The organism is Streptomyces sp. NPDC001270 (assembly GCF_042896695.1).
In the GTDB taxonomy this organism is placed as follows: Bacteria; Actinomycetota; Actinomycetes; order Streptomycetales; family Streptomycetaceae; genus Streptomyces.
Genome location: NZ_JBIAXM010000053.1, coordinates 1 through 26,080, shown reverse-complemented (window position 1 = coordinate 26,080; position 26,080 = coordinate 1). Strand labels below are relative to the sequence as shown.

Here is a 26,080-nt window from a genome sequence, read left to right as displayed (position 1 = left end):
CTCCGAAACCGCCGCGCCCTTCCGTAACGCGCCGCCCGTCTGTCGCGCCGCTCAGCGCTGGAGGACCGAGAGGTCCTGGTCCGCCTGCGGTACCGCGACCGTTCCCCGGTCGTCCGGGAGCGTCTGGACCGTGAAGCCGGGGATGCCCTCCTGTGTGGCGGTGAGGGTGCGGGAGGCGTACACCGGGCCGCCCGAGACGGTCTCGACCGTCAGCGCGTACGTGCCCTTCAGGCCGGACGGGGCCGGGATCTCGATGTCCTGGGTGGTTCCCGCCTTGACCCGATAGGACTTCGTCACGGGTGTGCCGCCCTCGGTGCCGGCCGACGCCGTCACCTTGATCTCGGCGGCGGCGGTGGGTGCGGTGACGGACAGGGTCGTGCCCTTGGCGCTGTTGCCGACGGCTGTCGCCCGTGCGCCGACCGGCTCGGTCGCCGGGATGAAGGCGGTCTCCTGCTTGTCGCCCTTGCCCCGGGTCACCCGCAGGGCGGCGATCACCGGCACCGACTGGTCCCCCGGCATCAGAACGAGGGAGCCCGCCTCGCCCCGGGTCAGCTCGCCCAGGTCGGCGGCCGTCGTCATGCCCGCCTTCACGCGCAGCGTCTCGTTCCCGGCGGGGGTGATCAGGCCGTCCGAGGAGGCCAGGCGGATCTTCAGGTCCGCGTCGCTGTCCGCGGGGGTGAAGGCGATCAGCCGGACGTCGGTGGCGTCCTTCGGGATGCCGGGCAGCACCAGCGTGTCGGCCGGCTCGCCGGCCGCCGCCAGCCAGTCGCCGCCGGTCTTGGCGTCGAGGGCCTGGACGGCCGCGCCGACCCGCCCGCTGCGGACGTTGACGTGCAGTGTGAGGTCGCTCTGCGCGTCGTCGGCGAGTGTGGACAGCAGGACGGGCTTGCTGGAGTGCGGCGGGACCGTGATGCCCTCCCCCACCGTGGACTTGATCGCGCCGTCCTTGCCGTACAGATCCAGGTCGACGACGGCCGCGCCGTCGTCGGGGTTGGTGAGGTGCACGTAGTCGGTGCGGTCGGCGGCCGTGGAGACACCCGGGAACCAGAACTCGGTGTCCGCCGTAGTACAGGTGACGCCCTGTAGGCCGCGGCCGGTGCCCGCGGCGATCGAGGTGGTCTCCTGGACGGTCCAGCCGGGCGCCGACTTCCCCTCGGCGGTGCCGGCGAGCGCGGGCGTGTCGGATCCGGAGGTGTCGCCGGTGGCCGGGGTGCCGGGCGCCTTGGGGGTGAGCACCGGCTCGGCGTCCTTCTTCTTGCCGCCCTTGCCCTTGCCCGTGTCGCCGGTGCCGTCCGCCGACTCCTCGGTCACCGGCTTCAGTTCGGCCTTGCCGTCGCCCTTCGTGCCCTTCGTGACCGGGGTGAAGGACGTGTACGACGTCTCGGCGATGTCGGAGAGGCTCGGCGCCGGGCACAGCAGGCTCGTGCGCTCCACCGGCAGTTGGGCGGCCGCCCCGGGAGCGGCCGCGCCGGAGGCGGCCGGGGTCTCCAGCGTGGCGAAACCGGTGACGGCGGCGAGCGCGGCCGTGCCGGCGATCAGGGACAGGGTGGTGCGCTTCACTGCTGGCTCCCGTCGGGGCGCTCGCTGGCGGTGCCGTGGTGGGGATGGGGGTGGGGGTGGGGGTGGGCCGCCGGGTCGTAATGCGGGTCGTAGCCCGCGTCGTAGCCGGGCTCGTAACCCTGCTGGTACGTCGGGTCGTAGGCACCCTGCTGGGGGGCGCCGTCGTAGCCGTACGGGTCGTACTGGCCGCTCTGGTACGGATCCGCCTGGTATGCCTGCTGGTCGTAGCCGCCCTGGTACTGGCCGGCGCCCTGGTACTGCTCCGTGCCCTGGTACTGGCCGGCGCCCTGGTACTGCTCCGTGCCCTGGTACTGGCCGGCGCCCTGGTACTGGTCGCCGTAGTACTCGGTACCCGCGTAGGCGCCCGTGTCGTTGCCCCAGGCCGCCGTGTCCTCGCCCGGGGGCACCGGCGTGTCGTAGGTCTGCTGGTGCGGTACGGCGGCCGGGGCCTCCTCGGTGGACGGCGGGCCGTCCGGGTCGGGTGCCTCCGGCGCGCCGGAGTCCTCGGCATCCGCCTGGGCGCGCAGGCGGCGGGCCCGGCGGCCCTCCCCGGCCACGGCCTGGGCGGGGACGGCGGCCTCCTCGGGCAGGTCGTCGTCGACGTCGCGGCGACGGCCGGGCAGGGCGAGCACGACCAGGACCACGGCGAGCGCGCCCTGGGCCCACAGCCAGGCGGTGTGGCCGATCGGGGCGTCGTAGGCGACGTCCAGCGTGCCGCCCTCGGCGGGGAGTTCGAAGCCCTGGGCCCAGCCGTCGACCGTGGTACGGGTGAGCGGCTTGCCGTCCAGGGTGGCGGTCCAGCCGTCGGCGGCCGCGTCGGCCAGCCGCAGGACACGGCCGTCCGGGCCGGACGGAACGGTGGTGTGGATGTCGACGGGACCGGCGGCCACGGCCTGCGGGGTGCCCGAGCCGTCGGCGGACACGATGGCCGCGCGCGAGACCTGCTGGTCGACGCGCCACAGCGCGCTGCCGTCCTGCTCGCTGAGCCGGCTCAGGCCGGGTGTGGCGTCGAGGACGCGGCTCATCTCGCGGGGCGCGCCCTTGTGGACGATGACGTAGCGCACCGCGAAGCCGCCGAGTTGGTCCGCCTGGTCGGCGCCGGAGCCGGCGACGAGGTTGGCGACGACCTTGTCGAGGGTGGCGCTCTCGCCCTGCGCGACGGCGAGTTCGGCGTCGCCCATGCGGGCGCCGGAGCCACGGACGAGGGTGTAGCGCACCTGTGCGCCGGAGTCGCTGTCGAGGACCAGGGTGCGGGCCTGGTCCTCGGTGTCGCTGTCCTCGGCGACGAACGCGGGCACCTGCACCGGGTCGCGCCGCTCCACCGGTCCGTCGGCGCCGCCGATCATCCAGCCCACGGCGACCAGCAGCGGGCCCGCGGCCGACGCGAAGGCGATCAGCGCGGCGACCGGCTGGCGCCAGCCGAAGCTCTGCTCGGCCACGCGTGCGCGTGCCCCGTCGGCGCCGAGTGCGGCGGCGGTGAGCAGCGCGATGCCGTAGACGAGAGTGGCGGGGCCGGCCCAGGCGGAGCCGTTGGACAGGGCCGCGAAGACGAGGGCCACCAGGGCGACCGCCCAGGCCCGGTAGATGCCCGCCTGGCGTTCGGAGCGCAGCAGGGCGGCCAGCGCGGCCAGCACGAGGCCGATGAGCATCAGCCCGTCCACCGTGCCGGGGCCGCCCGGGCTGGCGCCGAGCAGGTCGAGCGCGGAGGCCGCCGAGGCGCCGTACTCCAGTCCTGCCTCCTTGAAGAAGCCGAACGGGAGCAGCGACAGCGACCACGGCGCGAGGACCAGCAGCGGGGTGCCCACCTGGGTCAGGAAGCGCAGGCCCTGCGCGGGGAGGTCCGCGCGGCGCACGGCCAGCACGCCGATGCCCAGGATCAGCGCGATGGGCCACACGACCGGCGTGAAGGCGGTGGTGACGGTCAGCAGCAGTGCGTACGCCCAGGTGGCGCGCCAGCTGCCACGCACGCCCGAGCCGTGTGCCAGGCCGCTCGCGGCGATGCCCGCGCGGGCGATCAGCGGCAGCAGCACGGCCAGCACGGCGGTGCCGATCCGGCCGCTCGCGAGGGCGCCGGTGGCGGCGGGCAGGAAGGCGTAGGCGATGGCCGCCCACGCGCGCAGGAGGCGCGAGGTGACGAGCGGGCGGGAGGCGACGTACGCGGTGACGCCCGCCAGCGGAACCGAGCAGACGAGCAGCACGGTGACCGCGAGGCCGGTCGAGCCGAACAGTACGGACGCCAGCATCGCGACGATCGCCAGGTAGGGCGGCGCGGACGGGGTGCCGCCGGTGCCCACCGGGTGCCAGGCGTCGAGATAGCGCGACCACAGCCCGCCGGCGTCGGCCGGTGCGGGCAGCAGGGCGCCGCCGGACAGTGCGCCGCCGCCGAGCAGGGAGCGGCAGGCGACCAGCGAGACCAGCAGCAGGACCAGGAAGAGGACGGGGCCTGGTTTGCGGGCGATGCGCTTGAGGCGGGCGAACTGCTCGACCTCCAGGAAGTCCGCGTCGTCGCCGCCGGGGCCGGACTCCACCGCGCCGCCGTGCCGTCCGGCCGAGGAGACCTCGGGGTCGGACGCGCCGAAGACATTGCCCGCGACCTGTTCCACGGTGGCCCGCACGGTCGCGCCGGGCGGCGGGAACAGCGGGCGCAGCTCGCCCTTGTCCACCTGCGGGCGACCGCGGCTGCGCCGGCCGGCGAGGATCCGCTCGGGCCGCAGCAGGACGCCCAGCAGACCGCGGACCTCGTCGACGGCCTGGCCGGGGACCTTGCCGACCAGGTAGGCGACGGTGCGCAGGAGCGTGCCGAGCACCAGCCGCAGCAGGATCCAGGGCAGCACCGCCGTACGCGCGTTGACGAGGAGGGTGTAGACGGCACCCGCCTTGTCGACCTTGTGCGGGGAGGCAGTGGTGCGGCCGCCGCAGTCGACGGTGCGACGCTCGCGGGAGGCGGCCTCGGCGTGCCGTACGACGGCCTCGGGGGCGATGAGGACGCGGTGGCCGGCGGAATGGGCACGCCAGCACAGGTCGACGTCGTCGCGCATGAGGGGCAGCCGACGGTCGAATCCGCCGAGTTCCTCGAAGACATCTCGCCGGATCAGCATGCCCGCGGTGGAGACGGACAGGACGCGCTGCACGTGGTCGTGCTGGCCCTGGTCCTGTTCACGGCGGTCCAGGCCGGTCCAGCGGCGGCCGGAGTTGGCGATGCTGACGCCGACCTCCAGGAGCTGGCGGCGGTCGTACCAGCCGCGGAGCTTGGGGCCGACGACGGCCACGTCGTCGCGGCCCAGCTCCAGCTCGTTGTCGACCACGCGCAGCAGCTGGGCCAGGGCGTCGGGCTCGGGGGCGCAGTCGTCGTGCAGGAGCCACAGCCACTGCACGGGCTCCCCGTGCGGCAGCTCCGGCATGTCGTACGCCTCGTCGCGCCAGGTACGCGTGACGGGGTCCCAGCCACTGGGGCGCTTGAGGTAGGGCAGCTCGTCCGGGGTGAGGACGGGCGCGGTGCGGTTGGCCTCCTCGACGGCCTGGCCGAAGCCGGTGCGGCGGGCGAGGTGCAGCACGCGGTCGGCGCCGAACGCGTCGGTGACCAGCTGGGCGGACTCGTCCGCGCTGCCGGTGTCGGCCGCCATCGCGTGCTGGACGGGCCGCTCCTGGCCGAACAGCCCGGCGAGCGCGTCGGGCAGCCAGCGGGCGCCGTCGTGGGAGACGAGCACCGCGGTCACCACGTGCCGCGGGAACTCGGGCGGACGGGCGGGGTCGAAGGCTGCCGAGTGGGCAGGCTCGAACACCGCCGGGCGGGCCGGGTCGAACGCTGCGGCGGCAGCGGCGTCTTGACTGGCTGCCGTATGGCTGTGCACGGACATCGAGGTACGGGCCCCGGTTCGGTGGACTGTGGTGGACGCCCGCACCCCGAGGGGGCGGCGCGGCGTCTCGGACGAGCGACCACACTATCGGCTGGGCATGACGACGGCCCGCCGCCTGTGGATAACCCACCGGCTACGGGCCGTTCGCGACGTATGTACCTGAAGGTTCCGTGCTGCCCCGATCAGACGGCCGCCTTCTTCAGCCTGCGGCGCTCACGCTCGGACAGGCCGCCCCAGATGCCGAAGCGCTCGTCGTTGGCGAGGGCGTATTCGAGGCACTCGGAGCGGACCTCGCAGGCGAGACAGACCTTCTTGGCCTCTCTGGTCGAGCCGCCCTTCTCGGGGAAGAAGGACTCGGGATCGGTCTGGGCGCACAGCGCGCGCTCCTGCCAGCCGAGTTCCTCGTCCGCGTCGTCGACCAGCAGTTGCTGCACCAGCTCGGTCATGTGCGCCCCTCGTCTGTCTTTCACGTCCCCGTGTGGCGGCCGTTACCGATTTCGGCTGAACGACACGAGTGAAATTACAAGTGTGCTGCTCCGGGCGAGTCAAGCCGAGATCTGCTATTGGGCCCGTTATTCACTCTGCGGAACCAAGGCCGAGCGGAAAGTGTTCAAATCGCCATAAACCTCGACATGCTGCTGAAGCCCCGGGAGGGCCGCCGAACCCGTACGGCATCTGCGGGGATCCGTACGCTGAAGGACGCCCAGGAGTTCGATCGCGTTCCGGCGGAACCCGCGCTCCCGGATGTGCGCGATGTCTCCCGGCGGCCCGACGGGCAAACCTTTCACCCCGGAGAGGAACCGGATGAGGTGAAGCATGTGCCACATATCGGATGCCAAGTTGACACTGCGGGTGTGAACCGATGTCCTTGAGGGCATGCTCGCGAACTCGGCTCTCACCCCGACCCGCTCCGCCGGGTCCCACGGTGCTGCCCGCGCTCGCCGCAGCTGTTGTTGTTGCGGCTGTTGAGCCAAGCGCGCTCCGGCTGTTCCCCCGAGTCCGTCCCATCCGTCCGGCTCGGCCGCTGTCTGCCCCAGCCCGCCTTCCCGAAGCCTCCGCGCTCCGTCCGCTCCGCTTCGCCCGGCCCACCGCTCTCCTTTCTTCTTCTCCACTCCGCTTCCCCTCTTCTCCGCTTCTCCGCTTCTCCTTCTCCCCTCTTCGCTCCCCCGTCCCGAAGCCCCCCGCCACTTCCTGCCGAGGACCCACAGCACCACGATGAACAGCGACAACGACCTGCAGATCGCCGGCGACCTCCTCGAAGTCCCCCACCTGCTCCAGCCCCCGCGCGAGCACCCGGAGACCGTCGCCGGTTTCGTGGGACTCGCCCGCACCGTCGCGGCCGACCGCGCCCAGTGGGCGCACCTGGTCCGGTACGACGCGACGACCCGCTGGTACCACCGGCTGCGCACCGGCCCCGGCTACGAGGTGTGGCTGCTGTCCTGGGTCCCCGGGCAGGGCACCGGGCGGCACGACCACGGCCGGTCCTCCGGAGTGCTGACGGTCCTGGAGGGCGCGCTGACGGAGCGGTCCGCACGGGGCGCGCGCGTGCTGGCGCCGGGCGTGCAGCGGGTGTTCGCGCCGGGATATGTGCACGAGGTGGTCAACGACGCGCTGGAGCCCGCGGTCAGCCTGCACGTCTACCATCCGGGCCTCACCGAGATGACCATGCACACCGCCCCGCACTGCGAGGCCCGCGGCGTGCCGCGTCCGCTGACTGCCTGACGCGTTGTCGTACCCGGCTGACACACTGATTCCATGCGCATTGTGGTTCTGGCAGGCGGCATCGGCGGTGCCCGGTTCCTGCGCGGTCTGAAGCAGGCCGCGCCGGACGCGGACGTCACGGTGATCGGCAACACCGGCGACGACATCCACCTCTTCGGGCTGAAGGTCTGCCCGGACCTCGACACGGTGATGTACACGCTGGGCGGCGGCATCAACGAGGAGCAGGGCTGGGGACGGGCCGACGAGACCTTCCACCTCAAGGAGGAACTCGGGGCGTACGGAGTCGGACCCGGGTGGTTCGGGCTCGGCGACCGGGACTTCGCCACGCACATCGTGCGGACGCAGATGCTCGGCGCGGGCTATCCGCTGAGCGCGGTGACCGAGGCGCTGTGCGACCGCTGGAAGCCGGGCGTCCGGCTGATCCCCATGACCGACGACCGGGTCGAGACGCATGTGGCGGTCGAGATCGACGGCGAGCGCAAGGCCGTCCACTTCCAGGAGTACTGGGTGCGGCTGCGCGCCTCCGTCCCGGCCGAGGCCGTCGTGCCGGTCGGGGCCGAGCAGTCCAAGCCGGCACCGGGCGTCCTGGAGGCCCTCGCCGAGGCGGACGTGATTCTCTTCCCGCCGTCCAACCCGGTCGTCTCCGTCGGCACCATCCTCGCCGTGCCCGGCATCCGGGAGGCCATCGCCGACGCGGGCGTGCCGGTGGTGGGCCTGTCCCCCATCGTCGGGAACGCGCCCGTGCGCGGGATGGCCGACAAGGTGCTCGCGGCGGTGGGCGTGGAGTCCACGGCGGCCGCGGTCGCCGAGCACTACGGCTCGGGCCTGCTCGACGGCTGGCTCGTCGACACGGTCGACGCGGACGCGGTCGAGCGGGTCGAGTCGGCCGGCATCCGCTGCCGGGCCGTACCCCTGATGATGACCGACGTGGCTGCGACGGCGCAGATGGCGCGTGAGGCGCTGGCGCTCGCGGAGGAGGTGCGGGGAGCTTGAGCGGCGAGACGATCGGCACGCCGGGCGGGGTCGATGGGGCGGCTGCGCCCGTCGGAGGGGCCCGTGTGCCTGCCGGCGGCGCGCGCGGGCCTGTGGAGGGCTCGCGTGTGTCCACAGGCGGCTTGCGTGTGTCCACAGGTGGCTCGCGTGTGCCTGCCGACGACGGTGGGGAGGCCGTCGCTGATGGCGTGGGCCGTGCGGGGCGGGGGGACGGACCGGCCGGGGGTGCGGGGTCGGGGCGCGGTGCGGACGGGTTCCGGGTCTGGGCCGTCGCCGGGATTCCCGAGGTCCAGCCGGGCGACGACCTGGCGAAGCTGATCGCCGCGGCCGAGCCGGGACTGCTCGACGGGGACGTGCTGCTCGTCACCTCCAAGATCGTGTCCAAGGCCGAGGGGCGCGTCGTCGAGGCGGCCGACCGGGAGGCGGCGATCGACGCGGAGACCGTACGGGTGGTGGCCAGACGCGGCCTGCTGCGGATCGTCGAGAACCGGCAGGGCCTGGTCATGGCCGCCGCCGGGGTCGACGCCTCCAACACTCCGGCGGGCACGGTGCTGCTGCTGCCCGAGGACCCCGACGCGTCCGCGCGCGCGATCCGCGACGGGTTGCGCGAAGCGCTCGGCGTGGACGTCGGGGTCGTGGTCACCGATACCTTCGGGCGGCCCTGGCGGGCGGGACTCACGGACGTGGCGATCGGCGCGGCGGGCGTGCGCGTCCTGGACGATCTGCGGGGCGGCACGGACGCGCACGGCAATCCGCTCAGCGCCACCGTCGTCGCCACGGCGGACGAACTGGCCGCCGCGGGCGATCTGGTGAAGGGCAAGGCGGCCGGGCGGCCGGTGGCGGTGCTGCGCGGGCTGTCCCAGCTGGTGAGCGGTGGGCAGGCCGAGGGTGCGCGGGCCCTGGTGCGCGACGCCCGCGACGACATGTTCCGGCTCGGCACCTCCGAGGCCGTGCGGGAAGCGGTGACCCTGCGGCGCACCGTACGGGCCTTCAACGACGAGCCCGTCGATCCCGGGGCGGTACGACGGGCGGTGGCCGCCGCGGTGACCGCGCCCGCGCCGCACCACACGACGCCGTGGCGGTTCGTACTGCTGGAGTCGGCGGCGGCGCGGACCCGGCTGCTCGACGCCATGCGGGAGGCGTGGATCGCCGATCTGCGGCGGGACGGCAAGAGCGAGGAGTCGATCGCCAAGCGGGTGCGCCGCGGCGAGGTGCTGCGGGGCGCGCCGTATCTCGTCGTGCCGTGTCTGGTGATGGACGGCTCGCACACCTACGGGGACGCGCGGCGGGACGGTGCCGAGCGGGAGATGTTCGTGGTCGCCACGGGCGCGGGCGTGCAGAACTTCCTCGTCGCGCTGGCCGGGGAGCGGCTGGGCTCGGCCTGGGTGTCGTCGACGATGTTCTGCCGGGACGTGGTGCGCGAGGTGCTCGGGCTCCCACAGGACTGGGATCCGATGGGTGCGGTCGCGGTCGGGCATCCGGCCGAGCGGCCCCGGGAGCGTCCGGAGCGCGAGGTGTCGGCCTTCGTCGAAGTGCGGTGACCGCCGCGGTTCGGCAACGACTCCGCGGGACGTGGGGGAACTGGGGTCGCCCAGTTCCCCCACGTCTGAGCGGAACCGGTGGGGACGACCGCCTCGTGGACCTCACGAACCTCGAAGACCTCATAGTCTCGAAGACCGCGTCAGACCTCGTTGGACGTCGTCAGACCTCGTTGGACCTCGTTGGACCTCGTTGGACCTCGTTGGACGGCATTAGACGGCATTAGACGGCATTAGACGGCATTAGACGGCACCGGAAGCTCTGGGACCTCTGCCATGGCAGGACGATTCGCTCCGCGGCCCACGCGCACCACCGTGCGCGGTGGGCAGGCCGCCGTGCCCGCGGGCGTGCCGCGGCCGGCCGGTCCGGCTCCGGAGCGGGTACGGACCTGGGCGCCGGAGTGGCAGCTCGACATCGGGCTGGTGCTGGGGCCGCTCAGGCGTGGACCGGCGGATCCCACGTTCCGGGCCGCGCCGGACGGATCCGTGTGGCGGACCAGCCGGACGCCCGCCGGGCCCGGGACGCTGCGGGTGTCGGCGTACGACGGCCGGGTGCGCGGTGAGGCGTGGGGCCCCGGGGCGGAGTGGCTGCTGGAACGGCTGCCCGAGTTGCTCGGCGCGGCGGACGACCCGGAGGCGTTCGCGCCGCGGCACCGGCTGGTGGCCGTCGCCCGGCACCGGCGTCCGGGGCTCAGGCTGACCCGTACCGGGCTGGTGCTCGAGTCGTTGATCCCGTCCGTCCTGGAGCAGAAGGTCACGACCGACGAGGCGTACCGGGCCTGGCGGCTGCTGGTGCGGAAGTTCGGGGAGCCCGCGCCGGGGCCGGTGGAGGGGCGCATGTGGGTGATGCCCGCGCCGCGGACCTGGGCGCTGATTCCCTCCTGGGAGTGGCACCGGGCCGGGGTCGACGACAAGCGGGCGTCGACGATTCTGCGGGCCGTACGGGTCGCCGCGCGGCTGGAGGAGGCGGTCCGGCTGGAACCGGCGGACGCGCAGGCGAGGTTGCAGGTCGTGCCGGGGATCGGCCCCTGGACGTCGGCGGAGACCGTGCAGCGCAGCCATGGGGCGCCGGACGCGGTGACCGTCGGGGATCTGCACCTGCCGGGGATCGTGGGCTGGGCGCTCGCCGGGGACCGGCACGCGGACGACTCCGTGATGCTGTCGCTGCTGGAGCCGTACGCGGGTCAGCGGCATCGGGCGACCCGGCTGATCCTGCTGAGCGGACGGACCCCGGCACGGCGGGCGCCGCGGATGCCGCGCGGGGACATCGGGCGGTTGTAGCGGGGCGGGGTGCGCTCCGCTGGAAGTGCCGCGATGTGCCGTCGTTCGTCTGCCGCGCCGTCGTGGCCGGTCGCGCAGTTCCCCGCGCCCCTTCCGGGCGCCACCCGCGCCCCCGGAACCAGCCCGAAAAGCTACGGCCGACAGAGAACCACCGGCCGGGTCGCGGGCCCCGGACCGCGGTCACTGCCCCACGGTGCGCTCCGCCGGAAGTGCCGCGATGTGCCGTCGTTCGTCTGCCGCGCCGTCGTGGCCGGTCGCGCAGTTCCCCGCGCCCCTTCCGGGCGCCACCCGCGCCCCCGGAACCAGCCCGAAAAGCTGCGGCCGACGGAGAACTACTGACCGGGGGACGAGAACTACTGGTCGGAGGAGAAGCGGAGCGCGCCGGCCGGGATGCGGGCGTCGCACCAGACGCGGGCGCCCGCGCGGAGTTCGTTGTCGGCGCCGACGACCGCGCCGTCACCGATGACCGTGCCGGGCAGGACCAAGCGTTCGCCGACGCGGGCACGGGTGCCGATCAGCGAGTCGGTGACGACGGCGCCGGGTTCGATGACCGCGCCGGGCAGGATCGTGCTGCTGGACACCCGGGCGCCCCGGGCCGAACCTCTTTCGGCCGGTCGGTGTATGCAGACCCGGCGACGACGCCCTCGATGACCGCGCGGCTGCACGCGGTGTACGCGTGCGATGTCCCCCCGGCCGTCCTCGACGGCGTGAACGCGCGCCCCGGCCTCAGCGCCCCTGGTAGCGGGCCGCGGCGGCACGGACCGTGCCGAGCTTGGAGTACAGCTGCTTGCCCGGGCAGTCCGTGGCGTACCCGTCCCGGTGACCGGAGATCACGTTCAGTCGTACGTTCTTCCCCTTCGGGTACAGATTGCCACCGCCGGACCTCAGGTATGTCTTCCCCTTCGGGTTCGCGCCGTAGAGGCCGAGCTTCCACGCGGTGAGTTTGGCGGCACCGGTCACCGCGGCGGAGGGCGGCTTGGTGGAGTTGAAGGTGCCGATGGCCGCGACGCCCATGCTGTCGCTGTTGAAACCGAGGGTGTGGGCGCCCTTGACGGCCTTGGTCACACCTCCGGCGCGGCCCTCGTAGATGTTTCCGCACTTGTCGACGAGGAAGTTGTAGCCGATGTCCCGCCAGCCCATGCTCTTGACGTGGTAGCGGTAGATACCGCGGATGACGGACGGGGCCTGCGAGCACGTGTAGTTGTTGCCCGAGGCGGTGTGGTGCACGAACGCCGCCTTGACCGTCTTGGTGTAGACGAAGCCCCGTTCGCGCAGCTTCTCGTCCGCGCCCCAGCCGTGCCGGGTGACGATGCGCGGGCGCGGCCCGGTGTGCGGCTTCACGAGCTGTGTCCCGGCCGCTTCGGGGCCGCGCTGGGCGAGCGCTTCCCGCTCGGTGTCCTCCTTGCTGAGCGCCGGGATCTCGGCGGCGCCGAGCGGTACGAGGTCGCTGTTGGCGGCGGAGGCGCCGGCCGCGGCGTCGTCGAGGCCGACGCCGGTGCGGTCCGGGTCGCCCGCGGAGTCCGAGGCCGGTGACTCCGCGCCGGGGTCGATGAGTTCCAGGCGCAGCCCCGACGGCAGGGGCGCCGTGGCGGACGAGGTACGGCCGTCGCCGGTGGCCGGTGCGGCGTCGGCGCGGACCCGCAGTTCCACGGCGTCCGAGTCGCCCACCCACAGCGGGGCCGTGGCGCCGTGCACCCGGCCGGAGGTGTTCTCCGCGGTGTCCGGGTCGGCGCCGTGCGCGTTGTGCGTGTCGACGTCCTGCCAGCCGGACCAGGTGCCGGTCGTGGCGGAGCGGGTGCGGACCTGGACCTGGCCGTGGAGTTCGGTGCCGGGATTGTCCCAGACGACACCGACGAGGGAGAAGTGGCGTACGTCCTGGCGGTGGACGCCCTGCTGGGGGGCGGAGCCGAGGACGAGTTCGCGGGTGAGGGGGACGAGCGGCAGCGACTGGGTGCTGCCGGGGACCGCCGGGCCGGAGGTCCGGCCGCCGGTCATGGACCCGTCCGCGGCCGGCACCGGTCGTGCGGGCGCGGCGGCTGCGGGCAGGGTCAGGGGGAGGGAGAGCACGGCCGCGCAGGTGAGGCCGACCCCGACCGTGGGGGCGCCGGTCGGGGAGGAGGAGAAGAGGAATCCACGCATGTCCCTGATCTTCAACAGAGCCGTACATATCTGTCCATTGCGGACTTGACGGGCCGTCGGGTTCCGTTCGCCCGAACCGGTGGCGCCGCCGGGCGGTCGGCAGGCCGGGCGGCGCGTACCCTTGCGCGGGTGAACGCCACCGATCGCACCCCCGCCGACCTGCTGCGTTCCGCGCTCGCCGCGGATCCCGGACGCCCCCTGGTGACCTTCTACGACGACGCCACGGGCGAACGTGTCGAACTGTCCGTGGCCACCTTCGCCAATTGGGTGGCCAAGACCGCGAACCTGCTCCAGGGCGACCTGGCCGCGGGTCCCGGGGACCGGGTCGCGCTGCTGCTGCCCGCGCACTGGCAGACCGCGGTGTGGCTGCTGGCGTGTTCGTCGGTGGGCGCGGTCGCGGACGTGGCCGGGGATCCCGCCGCGGCTGACGTCGTGGTAAGCGGGCCGGACACGCTGGAGGCGGCGCGGGCCTGCTCCGGCGAGCGGGTCGCGCTGGCGCTGCGGCCACTGGGCGGGCGCTTTCCGCAGCCGCCGGCCGGGTTCCTCGACTACGCCGTGGAGGTGCCGGGCCAGGGGGACCGGTTCGCGCCCTTCGCACCGGTCGATCCGGAGGAGCCCGCGCTGATCGTGGCCGGGGCGGAGCTGACCGGGTCCGAGGTCGTCGACCGGGCCCGCGCCGACGCGCCCGGGCTGGACCTGACCGGGCCCGGCTCCCGGCTGCTGTCCGGACTTCCGTACGACACCTGGGAGGGCCTGAGCGCGGGCCTGTACGCCCCGCTGGCCGTCGGGGGGTCCGTGGTGCTGTGCCGGCACCTGCCGCGGCTGGACGAGAACGCCCTGGCCAAGCGGATGGAGAGCGAACGGGTGACCGCCTCCCGCCACTGACCCCACGGGCAACACAAGACCCAAAGCACCACAGGCACCACAAGAGAAACGGCCACCGGAGACACCGGAGGCACCACAGACACCCGGGTACGGCCCACCCCCGACACCCGCCCCTTACCGTCGACATCCCGTTGCCGGGTCCCGCCCTTCCGGGGTAGGGGCCGGTGCCAGGTGCGGGCCCTGCGGTGCCTTGCGGGGTGCGGGCGAGGTCCGAGACCGTACCCGTTTCCGCTGGTCATCCACATGATTCACCCCCTCCGCCGCACCCCGGGGCCGCACCGCGCGCCGAGCGGTCCTGCCCGCCTCGGCCCTCCCGGCGGCCCTCGGCGCCGTCACCCGATTGGAGTAACACGGGCCGCCTCCGGCACCCATCCGGGCGATCGTCGAAGGAGCAGAACCGCACGTTCGTACGCCACGAGGGGGTGGACCGTACGTGAGCGACACCGCAGGTACGTCCTCCGGGAGCGCCCCCGGTCCCGGGGCAGGCGCCTCCGCCACCGGGGACGGGCTGACCCGCCGGCGCCGGCGGCGGTGGACGACCTGGTCGGCGCTGGGGCTGGCGACGCTGGTCCTGCTGGGCACCGGGGGCGGGTGGGCCCTGTACACGAGACTGAACGGCAACATGACGGCGGACGAGGCAGCCGCCGCCGAGCTGGCCCGCTACGAGCGCGAGCGCCCCACGGCCCTGGTGCACGGCGCGCAGAACATCCTGCTGATCGGGTCCGACACCCGCTCCGGGGACGGCAACGGGGCGTACGGGCGGGACTCCGGCACCGCGCGGTCCGACACCATGATCCTGCTCCATCTCGCCGCGGACCGGCGCAGCGCCACCGCCGTGTCCCTCCCCCGGGACCTGATGGTCGACGTGCCGAGTTGTCTGCGGCCGGACGGCGGGCGCAGCCGGCCGGCCCTGACGATGCTCAACCAAGCCTTCGAGACGGGCGGTTCGGCCTGCGCGGTGCGGACCGTCGAGAAGCTGACGAACATCCGGATCGACCACTACGCCGTCGTCGACTTCAGCGGCTTCAAGAAGATGGTGGACGCCGTCGACGGGGTCGAGGTGTGTCTGCGGAAACCGGTCGACGACAAGGCCGCCCAGCTGAAGCTGCCCGCGGGCCGGGTCACGCTCGACGGCGAACAGGCACTGGGCTTCGTACGGGCCCGCAAGTCCCTCGGCGACGGCAGCGACACCGACCGGATGGCGCGCCAGCAGCAGTTCCTCGCCGCGCTCGTCGGCGAGGCGCGGAGCAACGACACCCTGCTGAACCCGGTGAAGCTGTATCCCCTGCTGGACGCGGCCACGTCGTCGCTCACCACCGATCCCGAACTGGCGAGTCTGCGTGGTTTGTACCAACTGGTACGCGGGCTGCGGAACATCCCCACCGAACATGTGCAGTTCATGACCGTTCCGCGAACTTCGTACGCTTACGACACCAATCGCGACCAGCTCGTCCAGCCCGCGGCCGGAGCGCTGTTCGAACAGCTGCGGTCCGACACACCGGTGACGATCACCCGGAATGATCCGCAGCATTCATCGGCGAACAGCGGCAAATCAGGCGGGCGGCAGGCCCCTTCTCCGGCTCCGGCGTTCCCGGGCCGGACAGCCGCCGAGGACGACTGCGCATGAAGTGCGTAGCAAGTCGACGAGCTTTTATCCAGGCGTATGCGACGGATTGCCCGGTTGTAAGCGGTGCGGAATTTGTCACTGCCGTCCCTCGACGCTGAACTGGGCGGATAGTGTGACCCGGTGCACCACGCCACGAGGCATGTGGGGCTGTGCACTGTTTGACCGAGACCCGAGCGCCTTGAAGGGGGGAGGCGCCGCGTGGCCCCGACGGAGGATTCGGACAACCGTGGACGCGCAAGGCCGTGGGCGGGCGGACAATTTCGATCCCGCAGACCAGTGGGTGCTCAATCCGAACACCGGCGAATACGAACTGCGACTGGGTAATCCCGCTCCGCAGTCGTCGGTACCCGGGCCGCGCCGGTCCGGCGGACCCCAGGAGACCAGCCGTGTACCCGGCGACCGGGCGGCGGCACCGGGACGGGGACAGGGCAGAGCGCCGGGGCGGGAGATCCCGGCGCAGCGGCGGCGCCGCGGTGAGCCCGAGCAGCCCGTACGAGGCCGCGGTCGGCGGCCGGCGAAGAAGGCGAAGGCGAAGAAGGCGCTGATCTGGACCGGCGGCAGCCTGGCATTCGTGCTGGTCGCCGTGTCGGCGGCCGGTTACCTCTACATCAGGCACCTCAACGGCAACATCACCTCCGTCTCCGACGACGGTGCGAGCACCGGCGGTTTCCGCACGGACCAGGCCATCAACATCCTGCTGATCGGCACGGACAAGCGCACCGGCTCGGGCAACGAGGGCTACGGCGACGCGGGCAGCGTCGGGCACGCCGACACCAACATCCTGCTCCACGTGTCCAAGGACCGGTCCAACGCGACCGCGCTGAGCATCCCGCGCGACCTGATCGTCGACGTCCCGGACTGCCCCACCCAGCAGCCCGACGGCAGCACGAAGGTCATTCCGGGTACGGAGGGCGTCCGCTTCAACACGAGCCTCGGGCAGGACGGGCGGACCCCGAGCTGCACCATGCGCACAGTGACCGAGGTGACCGGGATCACCCCGGACGACTTCATGGTCGCCGACTTCAACGCGGTCAAGACGCTGACCGAGGCCGTGGGCGGGGTGGAGGTCTGCCTGGCCAAGGACATCGACGACCCCGACTCGCACCTCAAGCTCTCCAAGGGCAAGCACACCATCTCCGGTGAGCAGGCCCTGGCGTTCGTGCGTACCCGCCATTCCGTCGGCTTCGGCGGCGACCTCAGCCGGATCACGCTGCAACAGCAGTTCCTGAGCGCGCTGATGCGCAAGCTGAAGGGGAACTCCACCCTGACCAGCCCGACGAAGATGCTGAAGCTGGCGGAGGCGGCCACCAAGGCGCTGACCGTGGACAGCCAGCTGGAAAGCTTCGGCAAACTCAAGGACCTGGGCCTTGAGCTGGGCAAACTCGATCCGAAGAACCTGACCTTCACGACCGTCCCGGTGGTGGACAACCCGGCGGAGAAGGTACCTGTCACGGTCGTCCTCAACGACGCGACCGCCCCCGCCGTGTTCAAGGCGATCAAGAACGACGTCTCCTTCACCGAGGTCAAGAAGAAGGAGCAGCAGCAGAAGAAGGACGCGGAGGCCGGCCGGCTCAAGGGCACCAAGTCCGACCCGTCCGAGGTCCGGGTGCGGATCCTCAACGGCGGCGCCGAGACCGGCATGGCCCAGGATGCCCTGGAATGGCTGCAGAACGACGAGGGTGTACTCAAGTCGGAGAACGCCGGCAACGCCCCCGCGGGCGTGAAGCTGAGCAAGACCACCCTTGAGTACGCGCCCGACCAGGCGGACCAGGCCCGCGAACTGGCCTCCATCCTGGGGCTTGCCGGGGCCCAGATGAAGCCCGGCAAGAGCGTGACCAACTCGCAGGGACTGCCGACGATGACGCTGACCCTGGGCAAGGACTTCCAGGGTCCGGGTGAGTCCCTGTCCGCTCCGGCGAAGGCGCCGGACGTCGACAAGTCCACGGCGGACGAGGTCAAGTGCGCCTCCTAGGCGAAACCCGGCCCGGCCGGACGCCGGGACGGTGGCCTTCCGGGCGGAGTGCTGCCCGTCATCGGTGTCCGGCGGCGCTGCGCCGTTTATCCGGGGGACCCGCGCCGGTACGCGTACGGCTTCGGCACCGCTGACGATTGCAAGCAGACGAGGTGCGTCTTCCAGGTAACCCATTGGGTCCGTCGCGCGTCTAATCAGGCGCGGGACGGACCCGTATGGCAGGCGCAGGGTGGGGAGGGCAGGGTTTTGGCGCAGAGCGGTGTGCGGGGGAAAGTCCCCGCGGTCGAGAGCACGACGCCACTCATACCGCGGGAGTCAGGTGCGTCCGACGGCGGCGGCCGTCCCGGCGGCGGGCGGCACGGCGGCGGTCCGAACGGCCAGAGACGCAGTCGCAAGAGGCGCGTGCTGCGCTGGTCGGCGACGGTGCTCGCGGTGGTGATACTGGGGACGGCGGGCGCCGGCTACCTCTACTACCAGCACCTCAACGGCAGCATCCAGAAGGGGCAGCGCAGCAGCGGCGACTCCAAGGCGAAGAAGGCCCAGCCGAACGCGGCCGGGCAGACGCCGGTGAACATCCTGCTGCTGGGTTCCGACAGCCGTGACTCGGACGAGAACGTGAAGCTCGGCGGCGGCAAGGACCTCCGCACCAATCCGCCGCTCGCCGACGTACAGATGCTCATCCACCTCTCCGCGGACCGCAAGAGCGCGGCCCTGGTGAGCATTCCCCGCGACACCCGGGTCGACATACCCGAGTGCAAGGACCCCAAGACCGGCGAGAAGTTCCCGGCGACCAACGCCATCATCAACGAGACGCTCGCCCGCGGCGGAGCCGGCTGCACGCTGGCCACCTGGGAGAACCTCACCGGAATCTACATCGACCACTGGATGACGATCGACTTCGGCGGCGTGGTGAGCATGGCGGACGCCATCGGCGGGGTCGACGTCTGTGTGAAGCAGAACGTGTGGGACCGCCCGCTGCCCGGGGTGAGCGGCGGCTCGGGCCTGAAGCTGACGGCCGGCACCCACAAGGTGAAGGGCGAGCAGGCGCTCCAGTGGCTGCGCACCCGGCACGCCTGGGGCAGCGACCCGCTGCGGGCCAGGGCCCAGCACATGTACCTGAATTCGATGATCCGCACGCTGAAGCAGCAGAACGTCTTCACGGACACCGGGCGGCTGATGGGCCTCGCCGACTCGGCCGTGAACTCGCTCAAGGTCTCGGAGGAGATCGGCACGGTCAAGAAGCTCTACGACCTGGGCATGCAGCTCAAATCGGTGCCGACGAACCGCATCACGATGACGACGATGCCCTGGGTGGAGGACCCTCAGGACCCGGACGCGCACGTCGTTCCGGACACCGCCGACGCGGACAAGCTGTGGCAGATGCTCCGCGACGACGTGCCGTTCGACGCCAAGGGCGCGGCCGAGCCGAAGAAGAAGACGACGACGGCCTCGCCCCAGGCGACCAAGGCGCCGTCCGTCTCCCCCGACCGGCTCGGTGTGATGGTGCAGAACGGCACCCGGTCGTCCACGCTCGCCGCGGTCCCGGGCCGGGCGGACGAGATCAGTCAGGTGCTGGCACAGCGGGGCTACACCAGGGCGGCGAAGGACACGTCGGCGGCGCTGGCCGAGGAGCGGACGACGGTGCGGTACCCGAGCGCGGATCTGGCGGGCGATGCCGCCGCGGTCGCCAAGTCGCTGGGAATTCCGGCGGGTTCGGTGAAGCAGTCGACCGATGTGTCGGGGGTCACGGTCGTCGTGGGCGCCGACTGGCGCAGCGGCACCGACTATCCGAAGCAGGCGGCCCCGAAGGCCGGTGACCTGCCCAGCACCTCCGACGCCATCAACGGCTCCGACAAGGACCAGTGCATGGACGTGTACAAGCCCTACCAGTGGTAGGGGCCAGGCGGTGGCAGAGCCCTGCCGGCTGACAGTGGTGGAGCCCTGCCCGTAAGGACAGTGGTGGCGCGCTGACGACGACGGGCCCCTCCCCGCTTGGGGGAGGGGCCCGCGCGCGTTCCGGGGCTCAGTGCCTCACGGGGTGTGCGCCACCGCCGGGCGGCGGGAGGCGATGACCCGCCTGGCCAGGGAGCGCGGGCTGGTCAGGAAGCCCCAGCCCCAGGACATGTGCATGGTGGCGAGGGCCACGGGGATGCGCAGGCGGGCGGGCGCCGGCAGCCCCTTGCCCGCGGGCACCGAACCGGCGACGATCGCCGCCAGGTAGCCGCCCGGGACCACCAGGGCCCACGGGGTGAGGGCGACGCCCACCACGATGCCGGCGGCTATCGCGCACACCGCCGTCGGCGGGGCCAGGTAACGCAGGTTGATGGAGCCTTCGTGGTAGCGGGCGACGACGTGCCGCCAACGGCCGTAGTCCTTGTACTGCTTGGCCAGGGCGCGCACCGAGGGCCGGGGGCGGTAGGACACCTTCAGCTCCGGCGAGAACCAGATCTGGCCGCCGGCCTCGCGGATGCGGAAGTTCAGCTCCCAGTCCTGGGCGCGGATGAACTCCTCGTTGTAGCCGCCCTGTTGCTCCAGCGCCGCGCGCCGGAAGACACCGAGGTAGACGGTCTCCGCCGGGCCTGCCGTGCCGCCGGTGTGGAAGGCGGCGTTGCCGACCCCGATCTTCGAGGTCATCGCGGCGGCGACGGCGTGCTCCCAGTCGTTCTCGCCCTCGGCGTGCATGAGGCCGCCGACGTTCTGCGCGCCGGTCTCCTCCAGGAGCCGTACGGCGGTGGCGATGTAGTTCGGCGAGAGCATGCCGTGCCCGTCGACGCGTACCACGATCGGGTGACGGGAGGCTTTGATCGCGGCGTTGAGGCCGGCCGGGGTACGGCCGGTCGGGTTCGGGACGGTGTGCACACGCGGGTCGTCACGGACCAGTTCGGCGGCGATCTCGTCCGTGCGGTCCGTGGACGGACCGAGGGCGATCACGACCTCCATCTCACCGGCGTACTCCTGCGCGAGGATCGCTTGGACGGCCGCGCGCAGATGCCGCTCCTCGTCGAGGACGGGCATGATCACAGAAACTGCGGGGAGCCGCACGTCGGACTTGGCGTTCATAGGGGACTCACGTTACCGCGAACGGGGGACACCGGTGCGTGCCGCCGGGCTAGTGCGGCGGGCTGGAGATCGTATGGGCCTACCGTTGCGCCGGATCCCACGTACGGCCGTCGTCCGGAGGTGTCCCCTTGCCCCCCAGCCCGCCCCGGCCCGCTGCCCGGCCGCAGCGCCGCCCGCAGCCGCCCCGCCGTGTGCCACGGCCGCCCGCACGGACCGTGCGGCCCGTGCGCCCGAAGCGGCCCCGCTGGGCCATGCGGGCGGTGACGACGCTGTCCGTGGTGGTGCTGGCCTCGGCGGGGATCGGGCACGCGGTGGTCACCAGCCTGGACGCGGACATCGACCGGGTGGACCCGTTCAAGGACATGAAGAACCGCCCGAGCGGCGGGCACGGCATGAACGTCCTGCTGGTCGGCACCGACAGCCGGGACAAGATCTCCGAGGTGGAGCGGCGGCGGTTCCGGCTGGGCGGCACGCCCTGCCACTGCACCGACACGATCATGATCGTGCACATCTCGGAGGACCGGGAGCGGGCCACCGTGGTGAGCCTGCCGCGGGACTCGTACGTCGAGGTGCCCGAGCACGTCGACGGGACCACGGGGGTGCGGCACGGCGCGCATCCGGTGAAGCTCAACGCGGCCTACGCGGAGGGCGGGCCGCAGCTGACCGTGCGCACCGTGGAGAACATGACCCATGTGAAGATCGACCACTATCTGGAGGTCGACTTCACCAGCTTCATGAAGACCGTGGACGTGCTCGGCGGGGTCCGGATCTGCACCGCGCAGCCCCTGAAGGACTCGCACACCGGCCTCGACCTGGCGCCCGGCACGCACACGCTGGTCGGCGGCCAGGCGTTGCAGTACGTCCGCTCGCGCCATGTCGACGGGGCCAGCGACCTGGGCCGGATGCAGCGTCAGCAGCGGTTCCTGGCGGCGCTGATCGAGCGGGCAACCTCGTCCGGGGTGCTGCTGAACCCGATGAGGTTCCGGGACGTGACGCGGGCGGTGCTGGGCTCGGTCCGGGCGGACACCGGCTTCGGCACGGACGAGTTGCTGGACCTGGGCCGGGCGATGCGGAACTTCTCCCCCTCGTCCTCCGAGTTCACGACCGTGCCGATCGGACAGATGGCGTTCCCGGTCAAGGGCATCGGGTCGACGCTGAAGTGGGACGCGGCCGGGTCGGCGAAGCTGTTCACGGCCCTGCGCGAGGACAAGCCGATCACCGTGGCCCACCGGCCGGCGCGGGCCCGGGTCATGCCGGTGGAGGTGGCGCCGCCGCAGATCCGGGTGCAGGTGGAGAACGGCACCGGTACGACCGGGCTCGCCAGGCGCGTGGACGCGGCCCTGGCCGCGACGGGCTTCGCCACCACCCGGCAGCCGGTGACCTCGACCGAGCAGAACGTGCGGCGCACGGTGATCGTCTACGACCCGCGCTGGGACCGCTCGGCCAGGTCCGTGGCGGCGGCGCTGCCCGGCGGCGAGCTGCGGGCGGTGCCGGGGCAGGGGCCGGTGGTGAAGGTGATCGCCGGGGCGGACTTCCGCGCGGTCCGCACGGTGAAGGTGCCGGCGCCGCCGCAGGGCGAGGCGGGGGCGGTGCGGGGGGACGAGGTGGTCTGCCCCGGCAAGGACTGAGCGTTCCTCGGGATCAGGTCACCGAAGAAACCGCCCGATACATACGGTTATCACCCATTCACCGTGATCTCTCGGATGGCGGTACATATCGGTCCGGCGTAAGACGGAAGCACAGGGGCCCGCCGGGCCCTTTCGTCCCCCTGGAGGAACCATGACCCAGCCCGGAACCATGCCTGCCCTGTCCCAGCAGATGCAGGACTGCATTCAGGCGTGCATGAACTGCCACAGCGTGTGCGAGGAGACGATGAGCTCCTGTCTGTCGATGGGCGGCCAGGCCCAGATGCAGATCATGCGGACGCTCATGGACTGTTCCGAGATGACCCGTATGTGCGCGGACATGATGATGCGGCGCTCGCCGATGTCCGCGGAGATGTGCGGGATGTGCGCCAAGATGTGTGACATGTGCGCCGAGGCGTGCATGTCCATGCCGGACGACGCGCAGATGAAGCGGTGCGCCGAGGCGTGCCGCCGCTGCGCGGAGACCTGCCGCGCGATGGCGTCCGCGCGGGCGTGACCCTCGCCCGCCCGGCCCAAGGGCACCCTCCGGGGTGCCCTTGGCGTCCCACGGGGTGCCCTTGGCGTCCCGCGGCCGTGGCCGTGGTCAGTTGCCGGTGACGGTGACCTTCTCGTCGTTCTTCAACTCGTCCACCAGCGTCTTCACCTTCGCCTTGTCCCACAGGAGGTTGCCGCCGCTGGAGCCGGAGATCGGCATGTTCATCGAGGTGCCGTCGCCGCCGCTGACGCCCTTCATCGCCCAGAACATGGACGCCAGGTCCCACAGGCTCATGTCCTTGTCGACGGTCAGCGAGTCCAGGCCCGCGCCCAGCGTCGGGTAGAGCTTGAACGGGTTCAGGATCGTGGAGGGCGTGGCCACCTGGTGGGCCAGCGCCGACAGGAACTTCTGCTGGTTCTTGGTGCGCTCCAGGTCGGAGGTGGCGAAGGCGTGCCGGGTGCGAACGAAGGCCAGCGCCTGCTCGCCGTTCAGCGTCTGCTTGCCCGCCTTGAAGTCCGCGCCCGAGTACTTGTCCTTGAAGCCCTTGTCGATGGTGATCTCGACGCCGCCGACCGCGTCCACGATCTTCGCGAAGCCGCCGAAGCCTATCTCCACGTAGTGGTCGATGTGCAGGCCGGTGTTGTACTCGACCGTGCGGACCAGCAGTGTCGGCCCGTCCTCCGCGTACGCCGCGTTGAGCTTCGTGTGCCGGCCCTGGCCCTGGTAGACCTTGCCGGAGGTCGACCCCTTGTAGCTCGGGATCTCCACGTCCGAGTCACGCGGCAGCGAGACCAGCGTGTCGCCGTTGTCGCCGACGTGCAGGATCATCATCGAGTCGGTGCGCTGCCCCTCGGCGGAACCGGTGTGCAGCTGCTTCTTCTCCTCCGCCGACATGCCCGCGCGGCTGTCGGAGCCGACGATCAGGTAGTTCGTGCCCTTGCCCGCCTCGGGCCGGTCGATGACCTTCGAGAGGTCGACGTCCCGGTGCAGCTTGGAGTCGGCCCAGAAGTAGGTCGCCACGGAGGTGACCACCAGCGCGCTGACCACGATGATCGCGGTCCACTTGATCCGGCGCCGCCAGTTCGGCGCGGGCCGGGGGCCGTAGGGCTGCGGCCCCTCCGGGCCACCCGGGCCGCCCCCGCCGTAGACCTGGCCGTTGCTGTAGCCGCTGTCGTAGCCCTGCTGGCCGCCGTAGCCGTCGTAGCCCTGGCCGCCGTACGACGGCTGCTGCGGGATCCCGCCGCCGTACGGGGGCGCCGACGGGCCGGGGTTGCCGTACCCGCCCTGCCCGGGCGCCGGGCCGCGCCTGACCTGCCGCATCGAACGGGCGCCCTCCGGCTGCCCGCTGGCGCTGCCGCGGCCGTACCGGTTGTCGCGGTTGTCGTCGGACCATGCCTCGGGCCAATCATTCATGCGCCCCAGTGTGCAGGGCAGGGCCATATGGCTTACAAGGGCCGTCGGAAAATAAGAGCGCCGCTGTTGCCAATCTGACACAAATTCCCCGGACGCCGGCTCGACATATGGTGGGGGTCATGACAGACCCGTCCGTCAAAGCGGATTCCGACATTCCAGGCAAGCCGACCTCGGCGTCCCGCACCACGCTCAGCCACATCATGACCCTCAACGACACGAACCTGCTGGGCACGGTGCACGGCGGCGTGATCATGAAGCTGGTCGACGACGCGGCGGGCGCGGTGGCCGGCCGGCACAGCGAGGGTCCCGCCGTGACCGCGTCGATGGACGAGATGGCCTTCCTCGAACCGGTCCGGGTCGGCGACCTGGTCCACGTGCAGGCCCAGGTCAACTGGACCGGCCGGACCTCGATGGAGATCGGGGTGCGGGTCATCGCCGAACGCTGGAACGAGTCGACCCCGGCCACCCATGTCGGCTCCGCGTACCTGGTCTTCACGGCGGTGGACGCGGACGGCACACCCCGTCGGCTCCCGCCGGTCCTCCCGGAGACCGACCGGGACCGCCGCCGCTACCAGGAGGCCCAGATCCGCCGCACCCACCGCCTCGCCCGCCGCCAGGAGATCCTGGAACTGCGCGAACAGCGCTCGGCGGACGGGTTCGACGACTGACGGAGCGGGGCGTCCGGCAGCGCGGCGGACGAACGGGCCGGGCGCGGGCCCATGGCTGATCAGTAGCTGACCGGCCCCCCACAGATCTCGCGCCGCACCGTGCCGTCGCCCTCTTCGTACCCCTTGGCTTCGTCCTGGTCGAGGTCCAGTTCGACACCCGCCGGTGCGAGCGCCCGGCGTACGCGTTCCCGGGCGGGCTCGCTGAGGAAGTTGTAGTGCAGGTCCAGCTTCTTGAGGTGGGTCAGCGGTCGGCCGCCGAGGAGGGCGCGGGCGCCGTCGTCGCCCAGGGTGCCCAGGGACAGGTCGAGCACGTCGAGCCGGTCCACCACCGGGGCGGTCGCCACCGCGGCGGCGACCTCGTCCTGGATCGCGCTGTTGCGCAGGGCCAGGTGCCGCAGCCTGGGCAGCCGGGCACCGGACAGGATCGGCTCCAGATCGGCCACCTCGCAATCGGCCCCGTACTCCTCGTCACCCAGCCACAGTTCCAGGTGCTCCAAGGCGGGCAGTTCGCTCGCCCCCACACCGCGCACGGCGTCGGCCGGCAGACCGCTGCTCTCCACGACCAGCCTGCGCAGCACGTCGTGGCGCAGGGCGGGGAACCTCAGCCTCAAGTCCTCTCCCCCGCTGCTGCCTTCTCCCGCGCGCGCCGAATTCCTCCAGCGCGGGGAAACCCGCCAGCAGCGGCGTGACGTCGGTCTGACTGATCCGGGAGAGTTTGCACTCCTTGTCCGTGATGTCCCCGAGGAACACCGACCGCAGGGCGGGCAACCGGTCGCGCACGGCCAACAGCGCTTCGACCACCTCGGACGGATCGGTGTCCTCCGGATCGTCCCAGATGCCGACGATCAGCGCGCGGACCCGCATGAGGTCGACTTCGGCAGAGAAACGACCGAAGGTGTCCTTCCACGGCTCCCCACTCGTCCACCTCTCATGGCCGATCCGCCAGGCCACGGCACCGGGCTCGGGCAGCTTCGCCGTCGCACCGGGCACGGGGAACGTGAAGACGGGGAGGCCGTACAGCTCCTCAAGGTGGTCGTCCTGGGTCCTCATGCGGGCTGCTCCTGCCGTACGACGGGTAAGAGGGGTGACGCGTGCGGCAGTTCTACCAGCGGCGACCGACAACGCCGGGGAGAGCGGTGCAGCCTTGTTACGGGAGGTTGCGGGCCATGACGACCCGCTGGACCTGGTTGGTCCCCTCGTAGATCTGCGTGATCTTCGCGTCCCGCATCATCCGCTCCACCGGA

General features: G+C 72.1%; 19 protein-coding genes and 1 pseudogene. 11 read left to right on the top strand and 9 right to left on the bottom strand.

What is annotated here, in order from left to right:
- Nucleotides 1-51: 51 nt before the first annotated feature.
- From ACFY2B_RS42870 to ACFY2B_RS42860, 3 genes are all read right to left on the bottom strand, one after another.
- Nucleotides 52-1,560 carry a DUF5719 family protein gene (locus ACFY2B_RS42870; protein ID WP_390768500.1) on the bottom strand — a complete coding sequence of 503 codons (1,509 nt, stop codon included), beginning with the start codon at nt 1,558-1,560 and terminating at the stop codon, nt 52-54.
- Nucleotides 1,557-5,417, bottom strand: coding sequence for a glycosyltransferase (locus ACFY2B_RS42865; protein WP_390768499.1), 3,861 nt, complete (start codon nt 5,415-5,417; stop codon nt 1,557-1,559). Before ACFY2B_RS42865 ends, ACFY2B_RS42870 begins: the two co-directional genes overlap by 4 nt.
- Before the next feature lie 182 nt (nt 5,418-5,599).
- Nucleotides 5,600-5,863 (bottom strand): WhiB family transcriptional regulator, encoded by a 264-nt coding sequence (locus ACFY2B_RS42860; protein ID WP_003975777.1) that lies wholly within the window; start codon nt 5,861-5,863, stop codon nt 5,600-5,602.
- A 769-nt stretch (nt 5,864-6,632) separates the two neighbouring features.
- Here ACFY2B_RS42860 and ACFY2B_RS42855 point away from each other — a divergent pair.
- The 4 genes from ACFY2B_RS42855 to ACFY2B_RS42840 all read left to right on the top strand — a co-directional run bounded on the left by ACFY2B_RS42855 (nt 6,633) and on the right by ACFY2B_RS42840 (nt 10,951).
- Nucleotides 6,633-7,139: a cysteine dioxygenase gene (locus tag ACFY2B_RS42855; RefSeq protein ID WP_390768498.1), complete on the top strand. Its 507-nt coding sequence runs from the start codon at nt 6,633-6,635 to the stop codon at nt 7,137-7,139.
- Between the two features lie 33 nt (nt 7,140-7,172).
- Nucleotides 7,173-8,132, top strand: coding sequence for a 2-phospho-L-lactate transferase (gene cofD / locus ACFY2B_RS42850; protein WP_390768497.1), 960 nt, complete (start codon nt 7,173-7,175; stop codon nt 8,130-8,132).
- Nucleotides 8,133-8,320: 188 nt separating this feature from the next.
- A complete protein-coding gene (locus tag ACFY2B_RS42845; protein ID WP_390768512.1) occupies nt 8,321-9,673 on the top strand; it encodes a coenzyme F420-0:L-glutamate ligase in 1,353 nt (450 codons plus the stop codon).
- Nucleotides 9,674-9,946: 273 nt separating this feature from the next.
- Nucleotides 9,947-10,951 carry a DNA-3-methyladenine glycosylase family protein gene (locus tag ACFY2B_RS42840; RefSeq protein ID WP_390768496.1) on the top strand — a complete coding sequence of 335 codons (1,005 nt, stop codon included), beginning with the start codon at nt 9,947-9,949 and terminating at the stop codon, nt 10,949-10,951.
- Between the two features lie 353 nt (nt 10,952-11,304).
- Here ACFY2B_RS42840 and ACFY2B_RS42835 read toward each other — a convergent pair.
- Both ACFY2B_RS42835 and ACFY2B_RS42830 read right to left on the bottom strand, forming a co-directional pair.
- Nucleotides 11,305-11,547, bottom strand: a pseudogene (locus tag ACFY2B_RS42835) (NDP-sugar synthase); the annotation flags it as partial.
- 130 nt (nt 11,548-11,677) lie between these two features.
- Nucleotides 11,678-13,090, bottom strand: a complete 1,413-nt coding sequence (locus ACFY2B_RS42830; protein WP_390768495.1) for a peptidoglycan recognition protein — start codon at nt 13,088-13,090, stop codon at nt 11,678-11,680.
- A gap of 129 nt (nt 13,091-13,219) precedes the next feature.
- Between ACFY2B_RS42830 and ACFY2B_RS42825 the strand changes: the two genes are divergently transcribed.
- The 4 genes from ACFY2B_RS42825 to ACFY2B_RS42810 all read left to right on the top strand — a co-directional run bounded on the left by ACFY2B_RS42825 (nt 13,220) and on the right by ACFY2B_RS42810 (nt 19,470).
- On the top strand, nt 13,220-13,975 hold the full coding sequence (locus ACFY2B_RS42825) for a TIGR03089 family protein (protein WP_390768494.1): 756 nt from the start codon (nt 13,220-13,222) through the stop codon (nt 13,973-13,975).
- A 433-nt stretch (nt 13,976-14,408) separates the two neighbouring features.
- Nucleotides 14,409-15,602 carry an LCP family protein gene (locus ACFY2B_RS42820; protein ID WP_390768493.1) on the top strand — a complete coding sequence of 398 codons (1,194 nt, stop codon included), beginning with the start codon at nt 14,409-14,411 and terminating at the stop codon, nt 15,600-15,602.
- Between the two features lie 226 nt (nt 15,603-15,828).
- The gene (locus tag ACFY2B_RS42815; protein WP_390768492.1) at nt 15,829-17,574 is read left to right on the top strand and encodes an LCP family protein; all 1,746 of its coding nucleotides are present in this window, start codon (nt 15,829-15,831) and stop codon (nt 17,572-17,574) included.
- 246 nt (nt 17,575-17,820) lie between these two features.
- Nucleotides 17,821-19,470 carry an LCP family protein gene (locus ACFY2B_RS42810; RefSeq protein ID WP_390768491.1) on the top strand — a complete coding sequence of 550 codons (1,650 nt, stop codon included), beginning with the start codon at nt 17,821-17,823 and terminating at the stop codon, nt 19,468-19,470.
- A 135-nt stretch (nt 19,471-19,605) separates the two neighbouring features.
- On the opposite strand, the gene ACFY2B_RS42805 is transcribed toward ACFY2B_RS42810, so the two are convergent.
- On the bottom strand, nt 19,606-20,634 hold the full coding sequence (locus tag ACFY2B_RS42805; RefSeq protein ID WP_390768490.1) for a glycosyltransferase family 2 protein: 1,029 nt from the start codon (nt 20,632-20,634) through the stop codon (nt 19,606-19,608).
- 251 nt (nt 20,635-20,885) lie between these two features.
- On the opposite strand from ACFY2B_RS42805, the gene ACFY2B_RS42800 reads away from it, so the two are divergent.
- Nucleotides 20,886-22,262 carry an LCP family protein gene (locus ACFY2B_RS42800; protein WP_390768511.1) on the top strand — a complete coding sequence of 459 codons (1,377 nt, stop codon included), beginning with the start codon at nt 20,886-20,888 and terminating at the stop codon, nt 22,260-22,262.
- 151 nt (nt 22,263-22,413) lie between these two features.
- The gene (locus ACFY2B_RS42795) at nt 22,414-22,776 is read left to right on the top strand and encodes a four-helix bundle copper-binding protein (RefSeq protein ID WP_390768489.1); all 363 of its coding nucleotides are present in this window, start codon (nt 22,414-22,416) and stop codon (nt 22,774-22,776) included.
- A gap of 87 nt (nt 22,777-22,863) precedes the next feature.
- Here ACFY2B_RS42795 and ACFY2B_RS42790 read toward each other — a convergent pair whose 3' ends face one another.
- Nucleotides 22,864-24,168, bottom strand: a complete 1,305-nt coding sequence (locus ACFY2B_RS42790) for an LCP family protein (RefSeq protein WP_390768488.1) — start codon at nt 24,166-24,168, stop codon at nt 22,864-22,866.
- A gap of 119 nt (nt 24,169-24,287) precedes the next feature.
- Here ACFY2B_RS42790 and ACFY2B_RS42785 point away from each other — a divergent pair, with 119 nt between their 5' ends.
- A complete protein-coding gene (locus ACFY2B_RS42785; protein ID WP_390768487.1) occupies nt 24,288-24,836 on the top strand; it encodes an acyl-CoA thioesterase in 549 nt (182 codons plus the stop codon).
- 59 nt (nt 24,837-24,895) lie between these two features.
- Here ACFY2B_RS42785 and ACFY2B_RS42780 read toward each other — a convergent pair whose 3' ends face one another.
- Nucleotides 24,896-25,447: a hypothetical protein gene (locus ACFY2B_RS42780; protein ID WP_390768486.1), complete on the bottom strand. Its 552-nt coding sequence runs from the start codon at nt 25,445-25,447 to the stop codon at nt 24,896-24,898.
- A 536-nt stretch (nt 25,448-25,983) separates the two neighbouring features.
- Nucleotides 25,984-26,080 (bottom strand): acyl-CoA dehydrogenase family protein (locus tag ACFY2B_RS42775; protein ID WP_376524717.1); only part of this gene is annotated, 97 nt, incomplete at its 5' end.

Bases quoted from the DNA above. Each gene is read 5' to 3' on its own strand.
- ACFY2B_RS42830 (WP_390768495.1), bottom strand. From the start codon at position 13,090: ATGCGTGGATTCCTCTTCTCCTCCTCCCCGACCGGCGCCCCCACGGTC.
- ACFY2B_RS42860 (WP_003975777.1), bottom strand. From the start codon at position 5,863: ATGACCGAGCTGGTGCAGCAACTGCTGGTCGACGACGCGGACGAGGAA.
- ACFY2B_RS42790 (WP_390768488.1), bottom strand. From the start codon at position 24,168: ATGAATGATTGGCCCGAGGCATGGTCCGACGACAACCGCGACAACCGG.
- ACFY2B_RS42805 (WP_390768490.1), bottom strand. From the start codon at position 20,634: ATGAACGCCAAGTCCGACGTGCGGCTCCCCGCAGTTTCTGTGATCATG.
- ACFY2B_RS42840 (WP_390768496.1), top strand. From the start codon at position 9,947: ATGGCAGGACGATTCGCTCCGCGGCCCACGCGCACCACCGTGCGCGGT.
- ACFY2B_RS42785 (WP_390768487.1), top strand. From the start codon at position 24,288: ATGACAGACCCGTCCGTCAAAGCGGATTCCGACATTCCAGGCAAGCCG.
- ACFY2B_RS42855 (WP_390768498.1), top strand. From the start codon at position 6,633: ATGAACAGCGACAACGACCTGCAGATCGCCGGCGACCTCCTCGAAGTC.
- ACFY2B_RS42795 (WP_390768489.1), top strand. From the start codon at position 22,414: ATGACCCAGCCCGGAACCATGCCTGCCCTGTCCCAGCAGATGCAGGAC.
- ACFY2B_RS42865 (WP_390768499.1), bottom strand. From the start codon at position 5,417: ATGTCCGTGCACAGCCATACGGCAGCCAGTCAAGACGCCGCTGCCGCC.
- cofD (WP_390768497.1), top strand. From the start codon at position 7,173: ATGCGCATTGTGGTTCTGGCAGGCGGCATCGGCGGTGCCCGGTTCCTG.
- ACFY2B_RS42800 (WP_390768511.1), top strand. From the start codon at position 20,886: ATGCGGGCGGTGACGACGCTGTCCGTGGTGGTGCTGGCCTCGGCGGGG.